Origin of the sequence: Psychrobacter sp. Ps4, assembly GCF_022129285.1 — a bacterium.
Lineage (GTDB): Bacteria > Pseudomonadota > Gammaproteobacteria > Pseudomonadales > Moraxellaceae > Psychrobacter > Psychrobacter immobilis_A.
In genome coordinates this window covers 14,510-38,432 of the sequence record NZ_JADQAK010000008.1, presented here as the reverse complement: position 1 = coordinate 38,432, position 23,923 = coordinate 14,510, and the positions used below count along the sequence as shown (strand labels likewise).

The window sequence follows — 23,923 nt, the reverse complement described above, 5'->3', positions numbered from 1 at the left end:
TCTGTACATATAGCAAAAAATTAAAAGTACTGCTTTACTCTTATAACTTAACCGACTTAACTATTGATGGTTTTATAACTTAAAGGACTATAAAAGGCCATAATGTGCCCGTAAACCCTGAAGGATAATTAATCATGAATACTAGGCGGCAAAAGAGTATGTATAGACGTGCGTTTGAATAATTCAGGTAAGAAAGAAGAAATGTTCTATTGTATTTATTAACAATACAGAATCAATTTTATAATGACAATATTTTTTCTTTACTTGCGAGTCGTTATCTTATTGTTTTATATGACCAACTTATGCTTGGCGTTGATATAATCTTGCAATAATCTGCTCTTGAAAAGTCAACTTAGCGCACTCATCTAGCTGCTAACGTTATATAATGGTCGGCTTTATCTTGCGACCTAGCTAATGAGCTGACGCTGCCGGTATGGCCGGCGACCTCTCAGACTATTAAGTAATGACATCGCGCTAGTGATTCACGCTAGCAACTCTCATTATGAGCTATCTATTTTTTCCTATTATCTGAGTACAAAAGACATCGCCCTATGACTATCTCTATCGCTTCATTGCACAATACTGAATTTGCCGTTGGTCAACGTTATTTATCTGATACGGAGTCCGAGCTGGGCTTGGGTGTGGTCATCGATGTAGATGACCGATGTGTGCACATTCTATTTCCACAAAGTGAAGAGACGCGCGTCTACGCCAAAAACTCCGCGCCATTATCACGCGTGGTGTTTAAAGTCGGCGATAGTATTTCTGATCAAGCGGGTAAGAGCTATACCGTAACCGCGGTCGAAGAAGTGATGGGTGTACTCAAATACAGTGTCGATGAGCATGAACGAGGCATTATGGAAACCCGTCTTGCTGCCAATATCACGCTTGCTAAGCCGCTTGAGCGTCTGCTAGCTGGTCGGATTGAGCGTGGTGATTGGTATGAGCTGCGTCAAGATATCTTGCGTATGCAGTCGGCGCTAGCGGGTCATCCGCTTAAAGGTTTGATGGGTGCGCGTGTCGATATCATTGAGCATCAGCTCTATATCGCTCATGAAGTTGGCAAACGTATCGCACCGCGTGTGTTGCTTGCTGACGAAGTTGGTTTGGGCAAAACCATCGAAGCAGGTTTGATTATTCATCAACAGCTGTTAACAGGCAAAGCTGAGCGTGTGCTCATTCTGGTACCAGACAGTCTACAATATCAGTGGATGATTGAGCTGCGTCGTCGTTTTAATCTAAATTTTGCCTTATTCGATTTGGTACGTGCAGCAGCCATTAAAGAACACGATCCTGAGCAAAACGTCTTTGCCACTGAGCAATGTATCATTGCGGGTATGGATTTATTACTCGATCACCCTGATTTGTACGACCAAGCGATGGATGCAGGGTTTGATTTACTGGTGGTTGATGAGGCGCATCACCTGCATTGGGATGAGGCGCAAGGCGGCAATGATAAATATGACTTAATCGCCGACTTTGCCGAAGAAACGCCAGGGGTCATGCTATTGACAGCAACGCCAGAGCAGCTTGGCGCACAAAGTCACTTTGCTCGTTTGCGTTTGCTCGATCCGGATCGCTTTGATGATTTGGATGAGTTTATCAATGGTCAAGAAGCCTTTGCAGAAACGGCTGCCGTCGCTGGTGTATTGATAGAAGATAAGCCATTAAGCGACAGTCAAATTGCCGCTTTGAGCAGCTTGTTAGACATCAGTCTTGATGAGTTGGCAACGATTAATGATGACGAAAAATTGCGCACCTATGCGCTCAACGAGCTATTAGATCGTCATGGTACAGGTCGTATTCTATTCCGTAATACCCGTGAAAGTGTGAAAGGGTTCTATGGTCGTAGCAGCCAGCCGTATCCACTGGCATTACCTGCCGCATGGAAAGACAGCTATCAAACCAATGGTAAATTGCGTGAGCAGCTATGGGGCGAAGAAAACCAACCTGATGGTGGCTGGCTAGAAGATGACCCACGTGTGCCTTGGTTGATTGATATTTTGCGCGGCGAGCTTAAGCACAAAAAAGTGCTGTTGATTGCCCGTAGTGGCGCGACGGTTGAGAGCTTAGAGGCGGTATTACGCTTACATGCTGGTATTAAAACGGCTATCTTTACCGAGCAGATGACCTTGCTTGAGCGTGACCAAGCAGCGGCGTTCTTTGCTGATAGCGAAGGCGCACAGATATTATTATGCTCGGAGATTGGCTCGGAAGGTCGTAACTTCCAGTTTGCAAGCCAGCTGATATTGTGGGATTTGCCAGCCAATCCAGATACCCTAGAGCAGCGAATCGGTCGCCTAGATCGTATCGGACAAACGCAGCAAATCATGCTGCATGTACCTTATGTACAAGGCACAGCACAAGAGCGTCTGTATAAATGGTATCACGACGCACTGAATATGTTTAATCAAATCTCTCCAACGGCGCAGAGCGTGCAAGAGCAGTATATTCAAGAGCTAAAACCCATGCTTGAAGGCGCGGATACTGACGAGAACCGTGCGATACTACAAGATATCATCGAAGAAGCGAAACAGACGCGATTGGGGTTAGAGGCACAGCTACAAGCGGGTCGTGATCGCCTATTAGAATACAATTCGTGTCGCCCACGTGTTGCTAAACGTATCGCTGACGCCATGCGCGATTTTGATGGCCATAATCTATTGCCGCAGTTTATTGAGCGCTTTTTTGCCTCAGCCAATATCGATCACAATATCCAGCGCGATGGCTCGTGGGTGATTGCTCCGATTGACAGCACTGAAATTAGTGATTATATCGATGGTCTGCCACTCGGTGACGAAGACGGTATGACCTTGACATTCGAGCGTGAGCAAGCACTGCAACGTGAAGATATCGAATTTATCACTCATGAGCATCCATTGATGCGCGCGATTTATGAGTTGGCGAGTACCAGCACCTTTGGTAATACCACGGTGGCGATGCTAAAAAGTTCTGCTGTACCACAAGGTATGGTGCTGCTCGAAGTGAATTTCCGCGTTGAAGCCATTGCGCCAAGGTTACTCAATTTACCCGCGACGCTGACCACGCAAAATATCCGTGTATTTATCAGTGAGCAAGGCAGTGATTTGTCCTCGCGTATCAGTGCGGAGATGATTATGCCGCATATTGAACGTCTGGATAAAAACCGTGCTCGCCAAGTCATTAAAGTACGCGGTGATGTAATTGAGCAGCGTTATTATGAAGCGGAAGAGATTGCCCGTCAGCAGCTTGCTGAGATTGGCGAACAAGCCAGTGCCCGTTTTAGCCAGCAGTGGTCACGTGAAATCAAACGTCTAAAACATCTACAAACGATTAATCCTAACGTACGCCCTGCCGAAATTGAGCGTTTGGAGCAGCTGAAAGCCCAGGGTGAGCAAGCACTAGGTAGTCTGTTATTAGTCCCAGACTCTATCCGTGTGTTAGTGGCAGTGAAGCCATAAATGTAAATGATCAAAAAAACGAGATGTTTAATAGCATCTCGTTTTTTTATGATTAATATCGTTTATATTAGGGCGTGTCCTCAATTCCATCGATTATCTTCTAAATGGGCTAAAAATGGCTAAATTTTGCCAAACATCGTCAAATAGCTTATCAATATCTCGATATTATTTGCGCTACTTTCCTTGTTTGACGACAATTTATCTCATTTTTATGACCATTTTTAAAATGAGGACACGCCCTAGAGCGCGCCTTAAGGCATGTTAAGCAAAAATATCAACATGATATTGCCAAGTGAGCGTCGCTCTCTAGTCAAAGCCATCGATATTGGGTAAGATGTTTATCTTTTCGATTTATAGCCCGTTTGCTATAAAAGGGTGACCGCATCTTGTGTGAAGTATCACATATACCTTTGTACTCGATTGCTTTGTACTTCATCTAAGCTGAAACAACTATATAATAAATGCTGGTGATAGCGCTGCTATGACCGTGTTTTTTGCGCTAAAATTTTCGTGTTAAATCTCTCTTGTGCATTTTCAGCAAGTGATTTCATATTATTTTACATTCAAATGCAAAGTGTCTTTTGTCTTTCGCGATATCATATCGATATCTTTAGGTGCGTATTTTCAGATGCTTAGCGTTTTTGATAAAAATAAGGAAACATATCGTCATGTCCGATTATTCGCAATTGATTGATGAGCTGCTAGCTACCGTAGCGCTTATTGAAGTGACCCCCGATGTCTTTGAGGGTAAGAGCCATGACTATGTTGGCAGTCGTATTTTTGGTGGACAAGTGCTCGCCCAAGCCATCATGGCGGCGGCGCATACACTGGATAAAGACAAACCCTGTCATTCACTGCACGGCTATTTTTTGCGCGGTGGTGATATCACGCAGCCAGTGATTTATCAGGTACGCCGCTTGCGTGACGGTCGTAGTCTGTCTGCGCGTGAAGTGACGGCGATTCAGTATAAAGAAGTGCGTGGTAAAGCGCCCATTGAGCAAGTAATATTTTCAATGATAGCCTCGTTTTCGCCGATGGAAGAGGGTTTGGAATATCAAGAGGATATGCCTGTCTATCCGCCACCAGAGGATTTACTGGCTGAGCAAGATTTAAAAGAAGAGTATGTCGGAAAAGTCCCAGACGCACTCAAAGCTCGCTTTATGCGGCGTCGCCATGTCGAGATTAAACCTGTTAAGCCGCGTGATCCGATTCATCCAGAGCCAATGAAACCCAAGCAGGCGAACTGGTTGCGTATCCGTGAATTGGGCAATCAACCTGTTGCGATTCAACAAGCGCTATTGGCATTTTCGTCCGATTTTTATCTGGTTGGTACAGGGCTGATGTCACATGGTGTTAGCTTTATGACCAGCGGCTTGCAAGCGGCTAGTATTGACCACTCGATGCATTTTCATCGTAATTTTGATCTAAACGGTTGGATGCTATACGACATGTGGAGTGATACCACGTCTAATGCCAAGGGCTTAAACCATGGGCAGTTTTGGCAAGACGGTAAGCTGGTGGCTACGGTACAACAAGAAGGCCTGATGCGTTTGCGAGTGCCGAAGTCCTAAGCTCTCATCTTCTGATAACTAAAAAAAGCGACTCAAGATACATTTTGAGTCGCTTTTTTTATGGTATATGAGGTAGTTCTTTAAGAAGTTATTCTAGATATGGTTGATTAAAAAATTACTTTAGCATAAAGAGCATTAGATATCTTCTTAGTACGTTCTAGTATCATATTCTCGTTCCACTCTGAATTATCTAAAAAGAATTTAGTTAGTGGAAAGCCGGTTTGAGTTAGTAATGCTAGTTTTTCAGTAATGATCTTATCTTTTAGTCCATGACCGTTGGTATTTGAGTCTGTCAAAATAAGGTTTCCTATGCTACCAACTATATCACTTTCTAAATCTATTTTAATTCTAGCTTCAGGTATCAGGTGTTCTATAGTTAAGTTATCATGATTTATATCTAAACCATTGCTGTTATTTCCTACTAACCTTCTCAACGCATACTTAATAATTGATTTGTTTCTAGTCTTATTTGATAAGTAATGTAATTCTAGAAATTTGACTTCAAATTCTTCATAAGAAGGTAACTTATCTTTCAACTTCCTACTTAAACTTGCCAATATTTTCTGCAATTCATCAGGATTTTCAGTATTTGATAAATCAATAGCATGCTGTGAATACATGGTTGCGATACTACCAGATGATCGTTGTTGTGTAATCGCATTAAAAACGAAGTGGAAATGCTCAATTTTATTTAACATAGTCTTTAATTGTTTGAGCGTGATTTTTCTTTCTTTATAAGCGGATAAGAGAGATAAAACAAAGGAAGATTGCTGTTTCACCTTAAAACTATTTAAAGCTTCTAAAGACAATTTAACCTCAAATTGCTCTTTAGTCCATACTGAGTTTTCAGGGCTGAGCATTTCGCAGTAATTTATAGCAGACGTGCTTAAACTTTCTAGTAGTGTTCTAGCGTTACTAGGAGATTTCAGTATATGGCTTTTGATACATGAAAACAGTTTCTTATCAGTTGTATATTCCTGCCTTGAAATCCAATAATGTAATAAAAAAGTGTCTATTACATCATTTTCAGATATATCGTCGAAACCTTTTACAAGTTTGTTCCAAGCTTGCTTAGGGCTATCATAGGTTGTATTTGCAGATTTGATTGTTTTTAAGAGAAGGTTTTTGACTAAGTCGGACGTTCTCAAATCTCGACCACGTGCATTTAAAGTTTCAAAAATTAAGTAAGCATCGTCTTCGTTGTCTAGTTGTATAAATACAAGCTTTAACGAAAGAAATTTATCGCGTAATGCTTTTAGCTCAATAATAGAGTCTTCAGGTGTAAAAAGGTCTCTTTGATGACTATTTTTAGAGATTTGTGGAATATGGTCTTCTAGTTTATTTGAAAGAAGGTCGTAAGCTAGCTTTAGATTTGTTTCCTCTGCACCTACATCACAATCGAAGTTTATTTTGGAAGGTGATTCGTCAAAAGACTGTATATGTGTTTGTAAATAAGGGAAAGAAGTCTCTGTATCCAATACAAACTCATCAACAAAGTCATTATTGGGCCTTTCAATGTATCTATGAATACCTTTCGCTAAATTAGTATCGCCCAGTTTGGCAAAAGCGTCTCTAATAACAGACAGGACAATAGTGATTGTTGTCAATCGTTGTTGTCCATCCACGATCCCGAAATATGGTTTTTTGGTCTGATATACAACCATAGAGCCTATAAAATAGCTATCAGTAACATCGTTGATGATATCGTCCCAGAAGTTTTCTACTTCAGCTTTACCCCACGAGTAAGGTCTTTGAAATCTCGGGATCTTGAATATGCCTAAAGAAAAGATATCTTGGATTTCCTTATCATCTGCCTCAATTTTCATTGTTTCTCATTCCGTTGTACTGAATTATTTTTTAAAGATTAATATAACAGATATACTATTCCGTAATATTTATTCTACTCTCCATCTTCTAAAATCTTAACCATTGCTCGTGGCAATCCAAGCGTTGCCTGAGCATCAACAGCATTTAACCAATTAATATTGATCTCTGCTGCCTGTAAGGCTTCGGTTATTTCGGTAATTTGCTTAGCATTTAAAGTGACTGATTGCGGTGTTAAATACCAATGAAAATGGGTCAGTGAATGTTTAATAGGAGTATTGTCTAATAAAGTTTTACTGACTGCTTTTGCTGTCAATTTGTGCTTATCTAACCATTCATTGATAATTTGCTCGGCAGTGGTAAATTCTGCTTCATATACTTTTTCATTACTGGTCACTTTTAATGATGTATCGTCAATTTCAGTCGTCTTTTCTGCGGCAGTTTTAGTATTCACTTTGCCTGCGGTTTTTTCTACAAACTGTAAAGGCAAACTCCACAGTCCGCCCCAAATGCCATTGTCAGGGCGTTGTAGCCACAGTATTTTGCCATCAGAATTTTTAATTAACAGTGCATTGCTAAACTTGCTGGGTTTGGGCTGTTTTTTTGCTTTGACCGGATAATCCGTTTCGCGTCCCTCAGCATGTGCAAAACAATCCTCTTGAAGGGGACATAATAGGCAGGCAGGTTTGCTACGCGTGCATAACGTCGCGCCCATATCCATCATCGCTTGTGCGAACAACCCTGAGTCATCGACAGGCGTTAAACGCTCTGCCAATGCCCATAGCTCTTTGGTGGTGGCAGATTTGGTAATATCACCGTCAATCGCTGCCCAACGCGTCAAGACACGTTTGACATTACCATCACAGATGACGCCATAACGATGTAAGCCCATCGCCATAATCGCGCCAGCAGTCGATGGCCCTACGCCAGATATGGCTTCCCACCCTGCTAGCGTCTGCGGAAAGTCGCCCGTCTCATCAATGACTTCGACCAGTTGTTTCGCGCCTTTATGCAAATTACGCGCACGCGCATAATAACCAAGTCCTGCCCAATGCTCCGCAACCGTATCCCATTCTGCTGCGGCTAAATTTTGCACAGTCGGAAACGATGCCATAAAACGGGCAAAATAGGGCAGCACTGTCGTTACTTGTGTTTGCTGTAGCATGACTTCGGATAGCCAGACGATATAAGGATTGGGCGCGTCGGTTTGGTGCTGCTGCCAAGGTAAATCGTGGCGACCGTTTTCGGCGAACCAATCGAGTAGGCGCGGGGCGAATGAATCGAGAGAAGTAGAGTATTGAGTAAAATTATTTTCTATCGTTGTGAGGTTTGCAGTGGGAGTAAGCTGAGTCATATCATCAATTTTTGGCATATTAGTGTATGAATTATAACCGATTTTTGAGAGAAGTAAGTTGATATCGCTGTTTGAGATTACCACGATGTAAGCGTCTTTTGAGTATGAGTGTTAAAAAATAGAGTATGTAACAGAAAACTTAATGTAGAGTTGCAAATTTATAAAGTAAATCTTACAGAATTAAGTGAATTTTGTAGAAAAATTAACTTATCATTGTTGTGCTTTTTGCAAGATTATGACTCTCATTCTCGCTAGAGTCGCAAGAGCACCTTTGAGTTAACGATAACTCGTTGTCTGGTTTCATCAAATACGCTTATTAAAGCTCACTAAGCATCATTTCAAACAAACGCTCACATGTATGAGTAATATTTAGGACTCTTTATGAAGTTAATCTCGAACTACTTATCTAAAGCAATATTGGCGCTAGCAGTCATTGGCTGTTCAGCCAACGTTTTGGCCGCCAAACCAAATCTAGTATTACAACAGCCCAATGTTTCTTTAGAGTTGGCCAATGAATTAATCGATGCCACCATGGCAGCCTGTCACGCAGAGGGCAAATCTGCCGTTGTCGCAGTTGTTGATCGTGCTGGTAATTTAATCGCGCTACAGCGCGATGATAACGTTGGTCCGCACAATACTGATGCTGCTGTTCGCAAGGCATTTACGGCATTATCTACCAAAACGCCTTCACGTACGTTGGCGGATAATGCTCGCGCTAATCCAGACTCAAATAACCTGAATACGGTAAATGATTTACTGCTGATCGGCGGTGGTGTGCCGTTAAAGTTTGGCAATGATGTGATTGGCGCTATTGCAGCGGGCGGCGCAGGCGGTGCAGTACAAGACGAAGCTTGTGCGTTGAAAGCTATCGAAAAAGTCATGCCTAAACAGAAGTAGTCGATGACTTAGATATCGCTAAATGATTTAGATATCATCGAATAACTTCGATATCGTTAGCAGTAGACATAAAAAAAGCCCTTAGGGGCTTTTTTTGCATGAGCTCTAAAATAATTTTATGCAGCTAACATTATAGACAAAAAGGGTTGTCGATTTACTTCCGATTCTTCCGCGTTTTCAAACGACGTAAGCGCTTTTCTTCTTCTTTAGCGATTCTTTTTTCTTCTGCTGCTAAGCGTTGCTCGGCGACGACGAGTTCTTCAGCTTCAGACATAGCTGGCGTCTCAAGCGTAATACGCCCAAGCTTAGCGCTACGTAACTCGTTGATCAAAATCTCAGACATGCGGTAGGTATCGACTTGATTGCCCGAACGTACACAGCCACGATTGCGTCCAGCGACTTCAAAAAACTCCCAATCAGTCTTTGGTAGTTCTTCAATTTTATAGCGGGTTTTTAGCAGCTCAGGATAGGCTTGCATCAAGTATTCAGCGGTATAGCTGGCAACATCAGCGAAGTCAAAAGCGGTATCACGAATACCGCCCGTCGCTGCCAGACGATAGCCAGAGTTTTCGTTTTCGACTTTTGGCCATAGCATACCGGGCGTGTCATAGAGCATGATGTCATCGTCAAGTTTAATCAATTGCTGCGACTTAGTGACCGCTGGCTCATCGCCAGTTCTGGCGACAGCACGTCCAGCCAAGGTATTAATCAATGTTGATTTACCAACGTTTGGAATTCCCATAATCATGGCTTTAATTTGGCGACCCGTACCCACTTTATTGGGCACAAGTTGTTTACAGATGGCTATGATACGTTTGACATCATTGGCTTTATCAGTATCGCAAGCAATGGCTTTCACACCGCTTTGCTGCTCAAGATAGTCCATCCACGCTTGGGTCAATTCAGGATCAGCAAGGTCGGCTTTGTTCAGAATTTTGATGACGGGTTTTTCGCCGCGCAATGCCGCGACCATTGGGTTTTCACTACTATATGGGATACGCGCATCGATCACCTCGATGACCAAATCCATCTGCGGCATGATTTCTTTGATTTCGTTACGGGCTTTGTTCATGTGCCCAGGGAACCACTGAATACTTGCTCTCTTATCCATCTGCTTTCATAACCTTTTATAAAAAATGCGCAAAGTAAGACGATCGTCATTTACTTTTCATGGTGTCCAGTTTACTACAGAACCACAGTACTCACGCCATAATTTCGCCCAACCAGATGCGCGGTTACTCTTGAGCTAGATTTTCTATTTCATCGCGGGCAGGGGGTAACGGTGCAAGATAACCAATTAATAGTATTAAACTGCCTGCGCCAAGGAAAGATATCACCCGCCAAATCGCTTCGGTCTGTGACAAATCAACTATTACCAGTTTAATTACGACGACGCCTAATAGCCCGATACCCATAAACCAAAGCGTCCGCTGCCAATAGCGACTGGCGACGATGGTGGCGGCTAAAGCCAAGAGCGTCCATAAAATAGTCAACCCTGTCTGCACTTGCTCGCTATTCCATGCGCCGCCCTGAGCGCTGTCCCAAAGCGGTGTACCGATAAAGGTATGTAGCGTTCTGACCAATATACTGGAAATCAGCCAAAAGCTAATAAGTCCCAACGTAACCAATAAATAACTGGTGGTAAGTATGCGCTTAGTTTGGGGAGCTGCACTTGATTCGATACGACTCTCATCGCGGCGATGTTGGCTCATGTAATATAGACTAAACCCAACCAATAACGCCAGAACAGAGGTAATGTCGTATAAATTCAATAGCGGAAAATATGACATATCCCAAATTACACCATCATAAGACCAGTTGGTAATGATGACCCAACTTAAAGCAATGGGCGCAAAGATAGCCGCGCAGCTCAATAGCGCTTGTTGCCAATCAAACCAGTACAGTGGGCTTTGCTTGAATGCCTTGTTTGTACGCGTATTTTGCTTACGATAGCTGGCATAACGATGACAGCACCATAATCCAGCCAATATTAAAATGGCTGGCATCAAGACAGCCATTACGCCAGCGGACTCTGCGAGTCCATAGTGGGCGGCGGCAGCAATGATTAGAGTGCTAGCTCCCAGCCAGCTTGTGCCATCATAGCGTGACAGCTCGGAATGGTCGTACCACGTCTTTAACCACAACTGTCCGATGACCAACCAACCAATGATTAGACCAGTCAATAGTAGCCAATCTGCTCCTTGCCATATTAAATGAAACTCGAATTTTTGCGGCAATTGTAGGACGAGCATGAGATAAAAGACGATCGATAAGCCGTGGCTAAGTTGTCTGATTTCTATCCACGAGCGATAACGATTGATTGTCCAATAAATGGCAACACTGACCAGTGCTGCGAGTGCAATCATGGTCGTCGTTGCTAGTGTCCAACTGGCAAACCACTGGTTAAAATCAAGTAGCAGCACTTGTAGTAGCCACGCTATAGCCGTAAAGGTCAAAAATCTTATGAGTATAGGACTGTGCCAAACAAGATTAAATACTGTGCTGTGGCTGTTGATTGAGGTTAGCCATTGCTGGGCGGCATGAGTGCTAATACCTAATGCGTTGGCATAGGTTGCTATCGCATCTGGCGTGGCGTTTTGCTCTTGAGAATATGTTGAATGATTATCTAAGCTATCATTTAAGTCGTTATCCAAGATGTCGCTGCTATCGTTCAATGTAGTTGGCGAGTTGTTCGTGCGTAAAATAAATACAGTGGCTAAATAAGTCATAGCGGAAATGCTTAATGCCAATGTCGGATAATCTTGAATGGCGAAGACCACTTTTACCATCAGCATGCCGATACTGATTAGCTGCAATAAAAGACCGAATAGCACTGACCACGCTCGCAATGAACGCCGTCCAAACCACACCAGTGCCAGTCCTTGTACTGACCAGCCAAAAGCAATCCATTCAGCATCGAATGCCAGCGGGATCACCAGTGCTAAAAAGCCAAACCCTAAAGCTAGCATGCCTTCGGTGATTAAGGCATAACGCTGGCTACGCTGCACAAACAACCAGCCAAGTCCTAAATAAACAGTGGCTAAAATAGCACTAGCGATGGTTAAGGCGTTAGGAATGTCATCTAATAATGCCGCAAATAAACCAAAGGCTAATATCGGCACTGAAAACAGTAAGCCAGTATCAATAGGGAATACATATCTATTATTTCTTGCGTGAACGCTATCTAGATGTTTTACGTTGTCTGCGCTCTCTGTCTGGATGATGTCTGTTTCATTAAGAGTATTGTAGGCAATGATTTGTTGGGTGTAGCGAATGACGACAAACAGATATAGCAGTAAGTGTAAGGTGACCAGTAAGACTAAAGACCAGCGCTGCGACTCAATGACCGTGCTCAAATTCTCACTGATGCCCCAGTAGTACGCCAATCCAAATGTCACAGTGACACCGAATAAATTCAGTATTTTCCATGGGCGGTAATGCGCGATAATCGCAATCGTCACGTTCAATAGTAGATAGTAACTAAACAGTACCACCAAACTGCCCGTGTTTTCACTGGTCAAAATAGGCGCAAAAAAACCACCCGATAATGCCAACAAAGCCAGTGGAAAAGCGTTTTGACGCACGGCGAGTGCAATGGTAATCGCAGATAATAGCCCAAGCCCAATAAAACTCGGTAAACTAGGCAAGACTTGGTAAACGCTATAGGCAAAAAAGGTCGTTAAATACGCAATCGCTAAGCCTGCGCCTTGTAGGGTGATGCCATAAGCAAAGCGATTTTTTGCCAATTTTAGACCTAATGCTGCTAGACCTAAACCGAGGATGCCTATCGCTAAAAGCTTGGACGCTATCGACACTTCGATATAGTCGCTTAACAAGCGAAGTAGTAGCACCACACCGATAAGTAGGACGATCACGCCAACGCGTACGACTAGATTACCGCCAAAAAACCAATTTTTGATAGAGTGAATCAGCGAAGTGACGATAGGCAGTGAGCGCTCATCCGGCTCTATGGGCGATGGTTTTTTTGGAGAAGGGGCTGGTTTCGGGTGAATCGTAGCAGTAGGTAAAGGAGGTGCTGAGTCAAATAGCTCCTCGATAATAGGTTTGGGCGAGTGAGTCTCAGCTATCGTTTGAGCCATTGGTTCAGTATGAACGTCAACGTCATTATCGGCGTTATTATTCATAGAGCTGACACGGTGTTGCTGCGCTTGTAACTCATCTTGCAGTTGCGTGATGTCTTGTTGAAGCTGATCAACGCGTCGCTTTAGTTTATGGTAAAAAACGATAATCACTACTAGACAAACAAGCAATACAAACCCGCTGATATCAGACATAGCGCTACCACACCGTTACTCAATATTTGATGGCTTGATGATGACTCGATTTCAAAGCAAACACAAGCAAAGCGCTCATCAAAAAAAGGGCTAGCCCAAGATTATTCGTTCACGATCATGGAGCTGACCTTGATGCTTTATAAACTAAGATATTTAAGCGGCATATAATTTATGTCTTTCTGATAATGTACATTCACGCAAGGTTAGATAATTCACCATACCTGAGACGATACCTGCAATAACACCGATAATAATTAAAGCTGAAATCAAAGATACTTCGACCGTACCTGCGTATTTTTGCCATAGTACAGCAAGAGAGGTTAATACCCCAAAGGTAAAAAATCCATGCTTTATCGTCAACCAAAAAGCGGTTGGGAAGAATGCTATTTTTTTTTCTTTGATACCAAAATAAGCCACCATAGTTAAAATCATGGCTAACGTAATCGATAAGGTAACGGAGGTACCGAGCACCGTGTCTTCATTATTGGTAATAGAGTCAACAGATATTGCGATTGATGAGTATGTTTTTAAGAAGAAGTATTGTATGCCGCCGTTAATGAAGGCATTGATTACGCCAGTAAGCATAGCGCCTTTTAGCAATTTTGCGTTTAATGTTGTTGTCATGGTTTATGTTCCAAGTCCAAGCGAATAGGTTTATGCATAAAAAATACTGAGTAGATAAAATCCTACCCAGTATGGTCGAATGCTCAACACGCCCTATTATGTATCGTTTATAAATTTATGATTAAAATGATGACTGAGTTTATGAGGTTGGCATTTTGCTTTTGTAAACACCGCCACCATTGACTGTAAGTTCAGCACCAGTAATCCAAGACGCTGCATCACTTAACAAAAACGCCATCGCTTGAGCGATATCTGCTGGCACGCCACGTCGTTTTAGGACGATACCTTTGACCACATTATCGATCATCTCTTGGGTATAACCGGCTTCTTCAGAGGAGGCACCATTATCTACTGTACCAATAATTAATGAGTTAAAGCGCACTTCAGGACCTGATGCGACCGCCATACTTTTTACCATATTTAGCAAGCCCGCTTTAGCTGTGCTGTATTCGATAAATTCTGGCGATGGTGTATTACCAACCATGGATCCAGAAAATACCACAGAGGCGTTTTCTTCTTGTTTTAAATACGGCATACATAAACGAGTCAAATGATAAGATCCCAAGGTGTTGAGCTTATACGCATTGACCATTTTTTCGGTGGTAGATTCCCACAAAGGCGTATTTGCACCCCAACCGACGTTATTGACTACTGCAGAAATCTTGCCGAATTTTGCAATAGTTGCATCGACCAAGGCTGCAATTTGTGTCTCGTCAGTAAAGTCGGTTTTCAGGCCTAAGGTTGCATTGCCTGTTTCTTTTTCGATATCAGCGGCAATTTGCTTCACTTTATCTTCATTTAAATCAGCGAGGACAATGTTGCCTCCTAATGAGCTTAAAAACCGTGCCGCCTCGCTACCAATAGCGCCTGCTGCACCACTGATAATGATGGTTTTATGATGAAAGTCGAATAGTTGTTGGATGGTTTTCATGGTTTTACCTTATTATTAGTGAGTGATTAGAGAGCTATCAGCAAGCGGTGTGACCGATTATATGAATCACGACTGTGCAATAATCATGTTAGCGTCTTAAATCCTTACTAATAGTAAGTGTGTAATGACCAATATGGATTTGTTTACGATAAAAAAGCAGAGTGCGGCGGGCGCACTCTGCTATATAGTGGGTTAATAGATAGGGGTTAATAAATAGTGTGTTAATAACCTGAAAACAGCTATTGATATGCCTGATTCAAAGATTATTTGCCTAAGTTATTTTCCATAAATTCAAGCATGTTTTCCCAGCTTTGCTTGGCAGCGGCTTCGTTGTAGCCAAGATCAACATCATTTTTAGCAGCGCGCTCATCGGCATGTGGATTGGTAAAGCCATGCTTAGCGTTGTCATAAACATCGATAATATAGTCAACGCCAGCAGCATCCAGTTCTGATTTTAGACCTTCTATTGCTTCCATGGATACCATTGAATCATCGCGACCGTGAGCAACCAATACGTCAGCGGTGAAGTTTTTATCCGCTGGCTGTTTTGGTGTTGGGTTGCCATGGAAAGTGGCGACCGCTTTTAAGGGCATACCTTCGCGAGCCATATCAAGCACGACCTTACCGCCGAAGCAAAAGCCAATCGCTGCTAGATTGTCACCATCAACGGCTAACTGGTCGCTAAAGTCATTAAGGATTAAACGGCAGCGCGCCATCAGCATATCTTGATCTTCTAATACTTGCTCCATCCACATATTCGCTTGTGCAGCATCGGTGGTCAGCTTGCCTTCACCGTAGACGTCCATTGCGACGGCGGCATAACCTGCTTCTGCCAAGCGCTCGACCACTGATTTTGGGTGATCAACGATACCCCACCATTCTGGCGCTACTAAAATTCCCGCAACAGGATGGTCGTCAGATGCATTTTCTGGCAATGCCACATAGCTGATAAGCTGGACACCGTTTTCGGTGGTACTGATTAATTCAAAAGTCTTAATTGACATATTATTATCCTTTTTTATGTGAGGAGTTTTGCGTTATAAAAGTTATTTGTCTGTGTTTTTGCGACATCGTTTTTCTTACTTTTACTACCTTAACGCTCAACCTAGGCAAAAACAGCTATAATACTGTAACGCTCTTTATCAAAATGCTACGGCACCTTTATGACACTAAACTTGTTAAACAACTGTGCAGCCCACCTAGACTCTGACGCAACTTTGCCGCTAAAAGTCACGGAAAAATCAGCTGTGAGCTTATTTCCTGACAGTGGTAATGAAAGTAATAGCGACCATGACAGTAAACTCAATGACACATTGCGTCCGAATTTTTGGTCGCGCTTTGCATTGTCAGAACTCAATCATAGCGAATGGGAAGCATTGTGTGATGGCTGTGGCAGCTGCTGTTTGATTAAGTATATTGACGAAGATGAGCATGGTGATGTGGATGAAGAGTTGGTCGAGTATACCGATGTGACTTGCCAGCTAATGGACTGTACGACAGGTTATTGCCAGCACTATGACACGCGTCAAGAGCATGTGCCAGACTGTATTCAGCTAACCATGGACAATCTCCCGCAGATGATGTGGTTGCCTTCGCACTGCGCCTATAAGCGTTTGTATAAAGGACAAAATTTGCCAAGTTGGCATTTGTTATTGACCCAAGATGCAGTGGTAACGCAGCAACAAATGCGTGCTGCCAATGTTGGCGTGGCTGGGCGCTGTGTTTCTGAGATTGGTATGTCTGATGAAGCGATGGAGGAGCGGGTGGTCAGCTGGGTGAAGCCTTGATAATACTGAGAGTTACTGAAATCAGTGACATCAGTGACGTTGGTATTATTGCAGGGTAAACGTACAATGCTACTTGATGTTAATAAGAAACCTGAGCCGCAGATTTGGCTTTTGCCTCAGCATCTTCTTGCGTGTCAGCCAATGGCGGGATAGGAATGTTCTGACGAATTTGCTCAGAGAACTCACGGCTGTTTTCGTTGCTATTAACGCCAGACTCTAGATTGATTTGATTATTAAATGCTTTAACCTTTGAGTTGATATGGGTATGCTCGTACCATGTATCCATTGACCAAGGCTGTCCAGTCTTTTCTGGAGTAGCGTCAAGCATACCGACATCATATAGATAATTTGGCAGCCAGCCGGAGACCCAAATCCGATAATCCCACGGCAGGCGATCGCCACTGACGATACGCGCCATATAAAAAATGATATTGGTGCAATTACTGAGTAATGTGTTGTACCAAGCAGGCTTGGCATTCAATTCATCGGCAGCGGTTAAATAAGATTCAAATAGTGACTTGACCTCATGCTGCTGCAAGTTACTAACGGGAAATAGATAAACTTGCTCGCCACGCGCATTCGTTCGGGTATAAATAATATCGCGCTCTTCTGCGGCAATCAGGCTCAGCTCATAGCGTCTAAAAAACCCTGCCAATGCCGAAAACGACTCGCCTTCTTCTTTACGAATCTCAAATGAGAAAGCAAGTGGTCTATCATCTTCAAAACGAAAGCTGACCAACGTATGGGCAATCAGTGGACCCATCCAGTAAGAGTTGGTGACATCGACGCCAGATAGTTTGGACATATCAATGGTACGTGTGTCCCAGCGTTCGGTCGCCTCCGTGTCGGTATGCCAATCAAAGTTGCGTACATTGGTTAGGGTCACCAAATCAGGATTGGTTGCATCGCGCTCGTAAGTGACTCTTTCACTTACCTCAGCCATCCAGTCGCGCTCTTGTTGAGGTTCAATAGAAAAAAACCAGCCAACGCCTACCAACCAAATAGCGCCATATAAAGCGGTTAACCATTTATTTGCTGACTTGCTACTTATGGTTGCTTTGTTGCTCCATGGTTTACTGCTGCCTTGTTTATGATCAAAGCGCTGAGCCATTTTTGGCCAACAGCGAACGCCCAGTAAGGCTGTTAGTACACCAACAATGAAAAGTGCGGTTAACCAAGTGATGGCAGAGCCTGCCCCAAACTGATACCAAATCGCCAGCAATAACCAAACGGCTGACAGTAGCAAGGTAATAATGATGAAAAACTGTACAAGATAATATCGCCATGTAGGCGTCGGTTGGCGACCATTCGCAGTGTTGTTTTTTAAGCTGTGTCTATCCGAACCATGATTATTTGGCTCAAGCGTGTCCAAGCCGTTATCTGAACGATGGCTATGTGAGTGCGGCGTGAGCAGGCGAGAGAAAAAGGAACGTAGCGACATAGGGTGTGCTTTGGTGTGTGAAGGCTTTGACCATAGCAAAGTTTATAACGTACTGACAATACAATTTGAGTGAATTTATCGTTGAATGTCGGTGAGCCTTGCGCTAAAGTGAAGCTACTTTGATCTGCTCTATTTATAATTTAATAATCAAAGATCTGTTTTATTTGCTGTATTCATCCCCATCTACGTCTGTTATTACGTATTATTGTTTTTACGTATTACTTTAATTGTTATTAACTAAAGAGGTTAAATCACATCACCATGTCTGACGACACTCCCAGCCCGAGTAGTTGGTCGATGCGCGGCTTAAAACGCTGGCTATCGACCGCCCCCGAAACCCGTGACGAATTGATTCGTCTGGTACAAGACTCGCGCCAGTTCTTAGAGCCTGATACCGTCGATATGTTGGAAGGCGTGCTGGATCTGCCTGCGACACAAGTGCGCGAAATTATGACTCCGCGTCCGCAAGTGGTTGGGCTGCACGAAAGCACCAGTCTCGCTGAGGTGATGGATATCATCCTTGAGACCACCCATTCGCGTTATCCTGTCTTTGACAGTCAAGATGATGATGCCGTCATTGGCATCTTATTGGCCAAAGATTTGATTCCTATTCTTGTGCATATGGTGCGCGATCAAGAAGATAAAATCGATAGCAAACGTTTGAGAGATCTGGTACGTCAGCCGCTATATATTAGTGAGACGGCACGTTCTGATACCTTGTTACGCTCATTGCAGCGTACCCAAGTACATATGGCGATTGTCGTCGATGAATTCGGCAACTTTGGCGGTGTCGTTACCATGGAAGACTTGCTTGAAGAGATTGTCGGTGACATCGTCGATGAGCATGATGACTTCGATGAAGACAGTGATATCAATAACATCGTCGCTGATCCTGAAAAACCAAATACCTGGCGTGTGCAAGCGTCTACCGTGATTGAAGACTGTAATGATGAGCTTGGCAGTCATTTTGATGATACGGATGTCGATACCATGGGTGGTCTAGTCATGCAGGCGCTTGGTTATGTGGGCGATTTGGAAGGTGAAAGCGTGGTGATAGATGATTGGAAAATCACTATTACTGATGTTGAAGGGCGTTTTATCCAAAATCTTGAGCTCACCAAAATCAATCCTGATCAGCAAATATTGATAGGCAGTCATTGATGTGTCGATAGCGACCTAAACATTGTTTGATATACTCAAAAAAACACGATTGCGGTCGTGTTTTTTTTGTGTTTGCTATTGGGTATTTGCTACGCAATGTTACCTATTAATGGGTTGAGACTGGTATCATGGGCGGGTTTAACTTTTAGATACTGTACAAAACACAATACGGTCTGCTTCAGCTTGGTTTTCATCTGAATGTTGACGCTTAAAATTTTGAAAAATATGGTTTTGGATAACTGCTATGCGCCTGTCTACTGTTGATTTACAAAAACGCCTGAACCCTGATAAGCCCAAGGGTTTGCCTATAGCGCTGACGGTATTGATTGCGTTGTTGGCAGGGTCGGTGTTTATATTTGCACTTGCGCCTTATGGCATTTGGCCACTGGCGCTAGTGTCGCCTGCTATTTTATACGCCTTACTGATGCCTGATATGAGTGGCAAGCGTGCTTTTCTTATCGGTCAGGCTTACGGTACGGGACTTTGGTGCGTTGGTGCATTTTGGTTATACACCTCTATTCATGTTTATGGCGATACGCCAGCATGGCTTGCGCTGATTATGATTGCGCTGATGGGGTTAGGCATGGGGTTATTCCATGGCTTTTTGGCGTTGGTTTTCAACCGTATGGTCGGTCGTCAGCCGTTGTCGTTTGCGGCGTTATGGATACTCCAAGAGTGGCTGAAAACGTGGCTGTTCACTGGATTTCCGTGGTTGTTTGTCGGTTATGCCTTTACGGAGCAGTATTGGTTATCGTCATTAGCACCAGTCGCTGGCGTCTTTGCAGTGTCTTTTGTGGCGGTATTATTGGCAGCCAGTTTGGTTGAGCTATTGCGTCGCCGTGGCGGCTATATGATTCCGTCGATAGCATTGTTGGTAATTAGCAGCGCGTTATGGTTGATTAATCCGCAATGGACGAAACCAAAAGGCACGCCTGATTTGTCCGTGTCCTTAATCCAAGGTAATATTCCACAAGATTTAAAATGGCTCACCGAATATCAAATAGAAACCCTGAAAATTTATGCAACTCTGACCAGTACTGAGTGGGATCGCGATATCGTCTTATGGCCAGAATCCTCTATTCCTATGTTTCAAGATGAAGCGATTGGCTTTATCAGTGAAATGGTTAAGATGGCCAAAGAAACAGATACCACATGGGTAACAGGTATTCCTTATCGAGATTTAGAAAACTTTGACCCAAAAACAGATAAATATCCGCCATTTTATAATAGCGTGGTTGCGCTAGGTAGTGATGCTGAGGGGATGTATAAAAAGCAGCGTCTGGTACCATTTGGTGAATATATTCCCTTCGAAGGCATGTTAGATATCTTGCCAAATCTTGCTGGTAGTCAAGAAATCATGAGCTATAGTCGTGGTAGTGACAACCAATCACCGCTGCGTGTACGTGGTCATAATTTGGGCTCAGCAGTCTGTTATGAAGTGGCTTACCCTGATACCACTCGTAAAAACGCGATTGGCACGGACTTCTTATTGACCATCTCAAACGATGCTTGGTTTGGTACGTCGGCAGGTCCATTGCAACATCTGCAAATGGTGCAGATGCGCGCGCTAGAGAATGGGCGTTGGTTTATGCGCGCGACCAATACGGGCGTGACCGCTATCATCGATCATAAAGGTCGTATCGTCGAGCGTGCACCGCAGTTTGAGCGCACCGTATTGCGCGGTGATGTTCAGGCGCGGGTTGGTAATACACCTTTTATGAGCTTCGGTAATTATCCGATTCTCTTTATCATTACGCTGTTACTTGTCTTGAGCTACTTTGGTAAGCGTGGGATGCCGCAACCGCGTTTGGGTAAGTCGCTAAAATAACTGGCTATTATTACCAGTGATAATGAATCGCTCGAATGAGTTATGAGAATTAACCATAAAAGCGAGTGGCAAAGTTTGTTGATAATAAATCCTTTAAATACTTAAGGGTTTTAACAAATCGGTACGAATTGCGATATAATAGACCAATATTTTAAATATTTTGTGCAAGGTGGATAAGGTATGTCAGAACATATTGTCGAAAACAACCCTAAGAAAGAGTTCTTATTTGCTTTAGGCGGTGTTGCCTTATTTTTAGGTATCGTCTTACTTATTGGTATTTCTGGATTTTTGCGTCCAGCAGGCGAGCACATTACTGCTGAGACAACCGAAACGTCAGCGGCGGCTGATGAAGCAGAAGCGATTGCTGCTGAAGACACTGCGCCAGCTGAAACAGCACCTGTAGCCGCGGATGCTACAGCGACTGATACTGCTGCAGATGCAAGCGTCACCCCAGCGACCGATACTGATAGCGCTGTGGTTACCGCAGAAGCGGGTACTGCCACTGCTTCTGGTACAGTTAGTCAAACTGCGGTTGCAGATGCTGATCTAACGGCTGAGCAAGCAGACGGTGATTTGGAAGCGGGTGATACCACTGATGTAGCGGTAGCCGCACAGTAATATACGTAAGTCGATGCTACCTTTTTAAAGTATGGCTCGACAAACCGCTTCGCTTAAAGTCCAAGTATTTTCGCTTAAAGCCTAAGTGTTTTTGCTTAAAACCTAAGTATTATGGCAATATTATTGTAATACCATAAGCACCACAGCATCGTCATCACTGCCATTGATGCTAAAAATAAAAGCCCGCTTTCAGCCAATGATAGCGGGCTTTTTTGTGGGTATTTGTGTAATTATTGACCAATTATTTCTTTACTTGATTATATCCAAGTGAAACAATGATGCGCCTATATGACCGCTTGTCGGGATAATTATATATTTGGTCGTTAATACAGTGGTCTTTAAAGGAATAAAGTTATGAGTACAGAATCAAAGTCAGAGGCTAGTGCTGCTGAATTGGCAGCACTAGATAATGGATTTATGGGGCACCCTAAGCCGCTACGTCCATTGTTTTTCACAGAAATGTGGGAGCGATTCTCTTATTATAGTATCCGTCCACTATTAGTATTATTTATGGTAGCGACCGTCGGTAGTGGCGGTTTTGGTTTCGATGAAGTTACAGCTTCTGCTATCTATGGTATTTTTGCTGGTTCGTTATATTTAGCGGCAGTACCGGGTGGCTGGTTGGCTGATAATTGGCTCGGTCAAGAGCGTGCACTGTGGTGGGGTAGTATTATTATCGCCCTTGGTCATTTGTGTATCGCACTATCCGCTATGCTTGGGATGACGCTGTTTTTTGTGGGTTTGATGTGTATCGTTCTTGGTTCAGGCTTATTTAAAACCTGTATCTCCGTGATGGTCGGAACGTTGTATCCCAAAGGCGATGCACGCCGTGATAGTGGCTTTACTCTATTTTATATGGGTATCAATATCGGTGCGCTATTGGCTGCCCTTATCGTTGGCGTATTTAAAGAAAAAGGTATGTGGCATGTAGGCTTTGGTGTCGGTGGTCTTGGCATGTTAGCTTCACTATTGATTTATCGTTTTTCAGCTAAAAAAACCTTAAATCGTTATGCTCGTGCCAAAAACATTACGCCTGAATGGGAACAAACGACTGGACGTTTCAAAAATGTAGGTCGCTGGGTTGGCGGGTTTCTCGCGCTACTTGCTGCCATTACTGTCTTAGTGTCGACTGGTATTATGCCATTTAACCCTGAAATGGTTGCTCAGTATATGACTTACCTCATTGCAGCAGTCGTCATATTATACTTTGCTGTCATGTTTATTTCACCGCGATTGGACAAAACTGACAAGCTACGTTTGTTAATTTGTTTTATCTTAATCATCGGCTCGACGCTATTTTGGTCAAGCTTTGAGCAGCAGCCAACGTCTTTTAACCTGTTCGCCGATCGCTATACAGACCTAAATGTTTTAGGCTTTGAAGTGCCTAGTATTTGGTTCCAGTCGCTTAATCCCTTATTTATTTTAATATTAGCACCGATCATCAGCATTGTCTGGGTCAAGCTTGCCAATCGAGGCCTTGAGCCAAATAGTATGGTAAAGTTTGCGCTCGGTATGTTGTTTGCCGCTGCAGGCTTTGCTTTGATGATATTTGCCTCAAAAAGCATTTTGACTAGCGATGGTGGATTGGCTTCACCTTTATGGTTAGTGGGTAGTTTATTATTACTGACTCTCGGTGAGTTGGCGCTCAGTCCTGTTGGTCTATCTGCAATGACTAAGCTTGCGCCAAAAGGCATGCAAGGTCAGATGATGGGGCTTTTCTTTGCTTCTCTTGCTTTAGGTAATTTGGTTGCTGCGTTCTTTGGTGGTCAAGTATCAGCGGATAAGATCGAAGGATTACCGGGCTTATTTACGATGATGACGATCTTTTTGGTGGTCACAGCCGTTGTCTTATTGGCATTAGCCAAACCGATCAATAATATGCTGCAAAAAAGCGAGCGTGCAGATAAGCTGAGCTAATTCAGACACACGATTAACGTGATTTAGGATCAACAGCAATACCAGCAAAAATGTTAGATGGCGAGACGTGTTACCATGATCGGTAGCACGTTTTATGGTGACACTTAGTAAGTTATTGCCCCCACGCTATTGAAAGTCCGCTTTCCGCCCAAACATCTAATAATGCTCTGCTGTAATGCTCCTAAAAATAGTTAGCCTTATCTATCTGGTCATTGACAACACTTTAATTTTTAAG

At 43.3% G+C, this 23,923-nt stretch carries 16 protein-coding genes; 8 read left to right on the top strand and 8 right to left on the bottom strand.

Features of this window, described 5'->3' with window-relative positions:
- Positions 1–551 precede the first annotated feature (551 nt).
- Complete coding sequence (gene rapA / locus I3252_RS06390; RefSeq protein WP_238034595.1) at positions 552–3,440, top strand: RNA polymerase-associated protein RapA; 2,889 nt, start codon at positions 552–554, stop codon at positions 3,438–3,440.
- A gap of 668 nt (positions 3,441–4,108) precedes the next feature.
- The gene (locus I3252_RS06385; RefSeq protein WP_045452453.1) at positions 4,109–5,011 is read left to right on the top strand and encodes an acyl-CoA thioesterase II; all 903 of its coding nucleotides are present in this window, start codon (positions 4,109–4,111) and stop codon (positions 5,009–5,011) included.
- Positions 5,012–5,118: 107 nt separating this feature from the next.
- Here I3252_RS06385 and I3252_RS06380 read toward each other — a convergent pair whose 3' ends face one another.
- On the bottom strand, positions 5,119–6,837 hold the full coding sequence (locus I3252_RS06380) for a DUF262 domain-containing protein (RefSeq protein ID WP_238034594.1): 1,719 nt from the start codon (positions 6,835–6,837) through the stop codon (positions 5,119–5,121).
- A 74-nt stretch (positions 6,838–6,911) separates the two neighbouring features.
- A complete protein-coding gene (gene mutY / locus I3252_RS06375) occupies positions 6,912–8,273 on the bottom strand; it encodes an A/G-specific adenine glycosylase (protein WP_238034593.1) in 1,362 nt (453 codons plus the stop codon).
- Positions 8,274–8,570: 297 nt separating this feature from the next.
- Between mutY and I3252_RS06370 the strand changes: the two genes are divergently transcribed.
- A complete protein-coding gene (locus tag I3252_RS06370; protein WP_238034592.1) occupies positions 8,571–9,086 on the top strand; it encodes a heme-binding protein in 516 nt (171 codons plus the stop codon).
- Positions 9,087–9,240: 154 nt separating this feature from the next.
- On the opposite strand, the gene ylqF is transcribed toward I3252_RS06370, so the two are convergent.
- From ylqF to I3252_RS06345, 5 genes are all read right to left on the bottom strand, one after another.
- A complete protein-coding gene (gene ylqF / locus I3252_RS06365; protein ID WP_238034591.1) occupies positions 9,241–10,197 on the bottom strand; it encodes a ribosome biogenesis GTPase YlqF in 957 nt (318 codons plus the stop codon).
- 124 nt (positions 10,198–10,321) lie between these two features.
- Positions 10,322–13,381 carry a DUF2339 domain-containing protein gene (locus tag I3252_RS06360; RefSeq protein ID WP_238034590.1) on the bottom strand — a complete coding sequence of 1,020 codons (3,060 nt, stop codon included), beginning with the start codon at positions 13,379–13,381 and terminating at the stop codon, positions 10,322–10,324.
- Positions 13,382–13,534: 153 nt separating this feature from the next.
- The gene (locus I3252_RS06355; RefSeq protein ID WP_238034589.1) at positions 13,535–14,005 is read right to left on the bottom strand and encodes a hypothetical protein; all 471 of its coding nucleotides are present in this window, start codon (positions 14,003–14,005) and stop codon (positions 13,535–13,537) included.
- Between the two features lie 139 nt (positions 14,006–14,144).
- Complete coding sequence (locus I3252_RS06350) at positions 14,145–14,936, bottom strand: SDR family oxidoreductase (RefSeq protein WP_198329984.1); 792 nt, start codon at positions 14,934–14,936, stop codon at positions 14,145–14,147.
- Positions 14,937–15,199: 263 nt separating this feature from the next.
- A complete protein-coding gene (locus I3252_RS06345; protein WP_238034588.1) occupies positions 15,200–15,940 on the bottom strand; it encodes a dienelactone hydrolase family protein in 741 nt (246 codons plus the stop codon).
- Positions 15,941–16,249: 309 nt separating this feature from the next.
- On the opposite strand from I3252_RS06345, the gene I3252_RS06340 reads away from it, so the two are divergent.
- Entirely contained in the window at positions 16,250–16,723 is a 474-nt protein-coding gene (locus I3252_RS06340; protein WP_238034643.1) for a YcgN family cysteine cluster protein, read from the top strand.
- Positions 16,724–16,802: 79 nt separating this feature from the next.
- Here I3252_RS06340 and I3252_RS06335 read toward each other — a convergent pair whose 3' ends face one another.
- Entirely contained in the window at positions 16,803–18,164 is a 1,362-nt protein-coding gene (locus tag I3252_RS06335; protein ID WP_238034587.1) for a DUF4105 domain-containing protein, read from the bottom strand.
- Between the two features lie 261 nt (positions 18,165–18,425).
- On the opposite strand from I3252_RS06335, the gene I3252_RS06330 reads away from it, so the two are divergent.
- The 4 genes from I3252_RS06330 (at position 18,426) to I3252_RS06315 (ending at position 23,688) form a co-directional block, all read left to right on the top strand.
- Entirely contained in the window at positions 18,426–19,325 is a 900-nt protein-coding gene (locus I3252_RS06330; RefSeq protein WP_045445952.1) for a CBS domain-containing protein, read from the top strand.
- 244 nt (positions 19,326–19,569) lie between these two features.
- Positions 19,570–21,153: an apolipoprotein N-acyltransferase gene (gene lnt, locus I3252_RS06325; protein WP_238034586.1), complete on the top strand. Its 1,584-nt coding sequence runs from the start codon at positions 19,570–19,572 to the stop codon at positions 21,151–21,153.
- Positions 21,154–21,333: 180 nt separating this feature from the next.
- Positions 21,334–21,771, top strand: coding sequence for a hypothetical protein (locus tag I3252_RS06320; protein ID WP_238034585.1), 438 nt, complete (start codon positions 21,334–21,336; stop codon positions 21,769–21,771).
- A gap of 354 nt (positions 21,772–22,125) precedes the next feature.
- Positions 22,126–23,688 carry a peptide MFS transporter gene (locus I3252_RS06315; RefSeq protein WP_238034584.1) on the top strand — a complete coding sequence of 521 codons (1,563 nt, stop codon included), beginning with the start codon at positions 22,126–22,128 and terminating at the stop codon, positions 23,686–23,688.
- Positions 23,689–23,923 lie beyond the last annotated feature (235 nt).

What these genes read in the sequence shown, in the direction of transcription:
- rapA (WP_238034595.1), top strand. Translation starts at nt 552, where the DNA reads ATGACTATCTCTATCGCTTCATTGCACAATACTGAATTTGCCGTTGGT.
- I3252_RS06385 (WP_045452453.1), top strand. Translation starts at nt 4,109, where the DNA reads ATGTCCGATTATTCGCAATTGATTGATGAGCTGCTAGCTACCGTAGCG.
- I3252_RS06380 (WP_238034594.1), bottom strand. Translation starts at nt 6,837, where the DNA reads ATGAAAATTGAGGCAGATGATAAGGAAATCCAAGATATCTTTTCTTTA.
- I3252_RS06370 (WP_238034592.1), top strand. Translation starts at nt 8,571, where the DNA reads ATGAAGTTAATCTCGAACTACTTATCTAAAGCAATATTGGCGCTAGCA.
- ylqF (WP_238034591.1), bottom strand. Translation starts at nt 10,197, where the DNA reads ATGGATAAGAGAGCAAGTATTCAGTGGTTCCCTGGGCACATGAACAAA.
- I3252_RS06360 (WP_238034590.1), bottom strand. Translation starts at nt 13,381, where the DNA reads ATGTCTGATATCAGCGGGTTTGTATTGCTTGTTTGTCTAGTAGTGATT.
- I3252_RS06355 (WP_238034589.1), bottom strand. Translation starts at nt 14,005, where the DNA reads ATGACAACAACATTAAACGCAAAATTGCTAAAAGGCGCTATGCTTACT.
- I3252_RS06350 (WP_198329984.1), bottom strand. Translation starts at nt 14,936, where the DNA reads ATGAAAACCATCCAACAACTATTCGACTTTCATCATAAAACCATCATT.
- I3252_RS06345 (WP_238034588.1), bottom strand. Translation starts at nt 15,940, where the DNA reads ATGTCAATTAAGACTTTTGAATTAATCAGTACCACCGAAAACGGTGTC.
- I3252_RS06335 (WP_238034587.1), bottom strand. Translation starts at nt 18,164, where the DNA reads ATGTCGCTACGTTCCTTTTTCTCTCGCCTGCTCACGCCGCACTCACAT.
- I3252_RS06330 (WP_045445952.1), top strand. Translation starts at nt 18,426, where the DNA reads ATGTCTGACGACACTCCCAGCCCGAGTAGTTGGTCGATGCGCGGCTTA.
- lnt (WP_238034586.1), top strand. Translation starts at nt 19,570, where the DNA reads ATGCGCCTGTCTACTGTTGATTTACAAAAACGCCTGAACCCTGATAAG.
- I3252_RS06320 (WP_238034585.1), top strand. Translation starts at nt 21,334, where the DNA reads ATGTCAGAACATATTGTCGAAAACAACCCTAAGAAAGAGTTCTTATTT.
- I3252_RS06315 (WP_238034584.1), top strand. Translation starts at nt 22,126, where the DNA reads ATGAGTACAGAATCAAAGTCAGAGGCTAGTGCTGCTGAATTGGCAGCA.